5 protein-coding genes are annotated in these 4,197 nt (G+C 41.4%); all 5 read left to right on the top strand.

The window, feature by feature from the left end:
• Positions 1 to 73 precede the first annotated feature (73 nt).
• Entirely contained in the window at positions 74 to 1,135 is a 1,062-nt protein-coding gene (gene rfbB / locus BZG82_RS15810) for a dTDP-glucose 4,6-dehydratase (RefSeq protein WP_077766299.1), read from the top strand.
• Entirely contained in the window at positions 1,132 to 2,016 is an 885-nt protein-coding gene (gene rfbD / locus BZG82_RS15805) for a dTDP-4-dehydrorhamnose reductase (protein WP_077766298.1), read from the top strand. The genes rfbB and rfbD overlap by 4 nt, the downstream gene beginning before the upstream one ends.
• Before the next feature lie 3 nt (positions 2,017 to 2,019).
• Complete coding sequence (rfbA, locus tag BZG82_RS15800; RefSeq protein WP_077766297.1) at positions 2,020 to 2,997, top strand: glucose-1-phosphate thymidylyltransferase RfbA; 978 nt, start codon at positions 2,020 to 2,022, stop codon at positions 2,995 to 2,997.
• Positions 2,994 to 3,539 carry a dTDP-4-dehydrorhamnose 3,5-epimerase gene (gene rfbC, locus BZG82_RS15795; RefSeq protein ID WP_077766296.1) on the top strand — a complete coding sequence of 182 codons (546 nt, stop codon included), beginning with the start codon at positions 2,994 to 2,996 and terminating at the stop codon, positions 3,537 to 3,539. The genes rfbA and rfbC overlap by 4 nt, the downstream gene beginning before the upstream one ends.
• Before the next feature lie 10 nt (positions 3,540 to 3,549).
• A partial coding sequence (locus BZG82_RS15790) for a rhamnan synthesis F family protein (RefSeq protein ID WP_198928571.1) occupies positions 3,550 to 4,197 on the top strand: 648 nt, incomplete at its 3' end.

Raw genomic sequence — 4,197 nt, 5'->3', positions numbered from 1 at the left:
GCGCCAAACTGCTGCGAAGTTGCTTGAACTGAAGTAACGAATTATTCCTTTAATATTAAAATTTAGGTAAAAAATGACATCTAAAACTTTTTTAGTTACCGGTGGAGCAGGTTTTATTGGCTCTGCTGTCGTACGCGAGCTTATCGATAATACATCACATACAGTAATAAATGTCGACAAATTAACTTACGCAGGTAATCTTGAATCGTTAGTAAATGTACAAGATAACTCTCGGTATCACTTTGTCCAAGCAGATATCTGCGATGCAGAAAAAATGGCTCAGGTGTTTGCTCATTTTAATCCCGATGTGGTAATGCACTTAGCGGCAGAAAGCCATGTTGACCGTTCCATTGACGGTCCCGCTGATTTTATTCAAACGAATATTCTAGGGACTTACACCTTGTTGGAAGCAGCACGCACCTATTGGTCAGCGTTATCGACAGAGCAAAAGTCGCAGTTTCGTTTTCACCATATTTCGACCGATGAAGTCTACGGCGACTTACACGGAACGGATGACTTGTTCACTGAAACGACACCTTATTCGCCTAGCTCACCGTATTCCGCGAGTAAGGCGAGCAGCGATCATTTAGTACGAGCTTGGCAGCGTACTTTTGGATTACCGACCCTTGTAACCAATTGTAGTAACAACTATGGTCCATACCATTTTCCAGAAAAACTGATCCCCTTAGTTATTATTAATGCACTAGAAGGTAAGCCACTACCTGTTTATGGCGATGGTCAACAAGTCCGTGATTGGCTGTTTGTAGAAGACCATGCTCGCGCCCTGATAAAAGTTGCTACCGAAGGAAAGGTTGGTGAAACTTATAATATAGGCGGCCACAATGAACAAACTAACCTTCACGTTGTAGAAAGCATTTGCGATCTTATTGATGAATTTTTACCGATTGAACATTCTCGTCGCGATCTTATTACCTTTGTTAAAGATCGTCCTGGTCATGATGTACGCTATGCGATTGATGCCAGTAAAATCGCGCGCGAGTTAGGTTGGGAACCACAAGAAACCTTTGCATCAGGCCTACGTAAAACCGTTATTTGGTATTTAGAAAATCGACAATGGTGGCAGCGTGTTCGTGATGGTAGCTACGCCGGTGAGCGTTTGGGAGTGCACTCGTGAAAATTTTAATAACCGGCGGTAGTGGTCAAGTTGGGTTTGAACTACAACGTGTACTTAGTGTATTTGGAGAGTGTATTGCACCTACACCAGACCAATTAGATCTCGCTGATCAACAGGCCGTGTCGACTTATTTAGAGTCCCTAAAGCCTTCGATGATCGTCAACGCCGCGGCCTATACAGCGGTAGACAAAGCGGAGAGCGAGCCTGAGCTTGCAGAACGTTTGAATGCAAAGTTACCCGAGCAACTAGCCTCTTATTGCGCAAAGCATGATATTTGGCTGATTCATTACTCGACTGACTATGTATATGATGGCAGTGGTGAAGAAGCCAGACCAGAAGATCATCCGACCGCGCCATTATCTATTTATGGCGCTAGCAAATTACGAGGTGATCAGGCTATAGCGCGCAGTGGTACAGCATATTATATTTTCCGGACATCATGGGTTTATGGCGCACGTGGCAATAATTTCGTTAAAACTATGCTGCGTTTGGGACGCGAGAAGGCATCATTAAATATCGTTAATGATCAAATTGGTGCACCGACTTCAGCGCGCCTTATTGCGCAGGTTACGGCACAAGCACTTGCACAGCGCGCTAATGATAAAGTGGGCGTTTATCATTTAACCACTTCAGGTTCATGCAGCTGGCAGCAATTCGCTCAAGAAATCTTTACGCAAGCTGAACAATTAAAAATACCATTATCTATAACACCGAGAGCTGTAGAAGGAATACCAACGTCCAGTTATCCTACACCGGCTCAACGACCTTTAAATAGTCGCTTAAAATTAGAAAAAATAGAAAAAGCATTTCAATTGACTTTACCAGATTGGAAAAGTCAACTACGTCTAGTGATGGCTGAAATTAGAGAGTGTCAAGGCTAAATTATGGAAAATCAAAAAAAAGTAATACAGAACTCACCACACAATACCAAAGGGATAATTCTTGCTGGGGGAAGTGGAACACGTTTACATCCTATAACACTTGGTGTGTCTAAACAGCTTCTTCCGATTTATGACAAACCAATGATTTATTTTCCCATCTCTGTATTAATGCTGGCGGGTATTAAAGACATCCTAATTATATCGACGCCGGAAGACTTACCGAACTTTAAAAAATTACTTGGTTCTGGAGAAGATTTTGGTGTTAACTTTGAGTATGCAGAGCAACCAAGCCCGGATGGCTTAGCGCAAGCATTTATTATCGGCGAGTCATTTATTGGCGACTCTAATGTTTGTTTAGTGTTAGGTGATAATATTTTTCATGGACAACACTTTAGTGAAATGCTAATTAAAGCAGCTTCTCAGCCTGAGGGGGCGACAGTATTTGGATATCTCGTAAAAGATCCTGAACGGTTCGGCGTAGTAGAGTTTGATGAATACGATAATGCGATAAGTATCGAAGAAAAACCTACACAGCCTAAAAGTGATTATGCAGTGACCGGGCTCTATTTTTACGATAACCAAGTGGTAGACATTGCTAAACAAGTTAAGCCTAGTGAACGTGGTGAATTAGAGATTACTTCTGTTAACAATGCTTATCTTGAACGTAAAAAATTGCGTGTACAAAAACTAGGACGTGGTTTTGCGTGGTTAGATACCGGTACACACGATAGCCTGATTGACGCTTCACAATATGTACAAACCGTTGAACATCGTCAAGGTTTGAAAATTGCTTGTCTAGAAGAAATTGCTTGGCGCAATGGCTGGTTAACGTCCGAACAACTTAATCAACGCGGTCATAAATTGCATAAAACAGATTATGGCCAATATATGTTGAATCTAGTTAAGCAAGAGCAGCTCAATGTTGTTCGTCAAGAACCACAACAAATTACAGAAGAGAAAGCAGAGGGCGCCACACTATGAAATATGAAAAATTAGCGATCCCCGATGTTGTATTGCTGACGCCTCAAATTTTTGGTGATGAGCGCGGCTTTTTTCTTGAAACCTTTCGGCAAAGCGAATTTGAGCAGCACTGTGGTCCTTACCAGTTTGTTCAAGACAACCATAGTAAATCAAAGCATGGCATCTTACGTGGCTTGCATTACCAGCTAGAAAAGCCACAAGGTAAACTTGTTAGAGTTACACAGGGTGAAGTGTTTGATGTTGCTGTAGATATGCGTAAAAGTAGTCCAACTTTTGGCAAATGGGTTGGTGTGACACTCAACGCCGATAATAAACAAATGCTATGGATTCCACCAGGATTTGCACACGGCTTTTATGTCACCAGCGACGAAGCAGAATTTCAATATAAATGTACCGATTACTATAACCCCGGGGATGAGTATTCGCTACTATGGAATGATGCTCAAGTCGGTATTGAATGGCCAGAAATGCAGAAGCAGCCTCAGTTGGCAATAAAGGATAAACAAGGCTATAGATTTGTAGATTGCCCTAAGTTTAGTTGAGTACTAAATCGTGTTTTTTAAAAAAAAATGCAGACAAACCGCAGTTGTTGTTCATATCTATCATTGGGACGTTTGGCAAGAAATTGCGAAATATCTCAAGCAACAGAGGGGTGAATATACTCTTTATATCAGTCTCGATATAGCTATATCCGAGGAGAAAATACAACAGATAAAAATAGCATTTCCAAAAGCCCAAATGCGGTTGGTGCCGAATAAAGGTATGGATATACTGCCATTTCTTAGCTTTATCCCTGAGCTAATTAAAAGAGGTTATCAACAAGTACTGAAGTTGCACACAAAAAAGGGTACTACTGAGTTTGGTGATATTTGGCGAAAAAGTGTCTTGGATAGTTTACTGAGTGACTGTGATAGCATTGCTCACGCAGAGGCTGCTTTCAAGGCTAATCCGGATCTTAAGCTATTAGGTCCTGCTGCTTTTTTCCTTTCGGGTAAGAAATTGATGCTGGACAATCAGCCGACATTAGAATGGCTATGTGAAGCAATTTCAGAGACTTCTATACCTAGAGAAGATTGGGGCTTTTTTGCTGGTAGTATGTTTTGGTCGCGACCTCAAACATGGAAAGCTTTGGCCAAATGGGCTAAAGAAAATAAAGATCTATTTTGTGATACGTATGCTCAGGATGGACTAATTGTGCAT

The organism is Salinivibrio sp. PR5 (assembly GCF_001996085.1).
GTDB classification, from domain to species: Bacteria; Pseudomonadota; Gammaproteobacteria; order Enterobacterales; family Vibrionaceae; genus Salinivibrio; species Salinivibrio proteolyticus.
This window is presented reverse-complemented; position numbering and strand designations above follow the sequence as displayed.

Bases quoted from the DNA above. Each gene is read 5' to 3' on its own strand.
- rfbA (WP_077766297.1), top strand. From the start codon at position 2,020: ATGGAAAATCAAAAAAAAGTAATACAGAACTCACCACACAATACCAAA.
- rfbB (WP_077766299.1), top strand. From the start codon at position 74: ATGACATCTAAAACTTTTTTAGTTACCGGTGGAGCAGGTTTTATTGGC.
- rfbC (WP_077766296.1), top strand. From the start codon at position 2,994: ATGAAATATGAAAAATTAGCGATCCCCGATGTTGTATTGCTGACGCCT.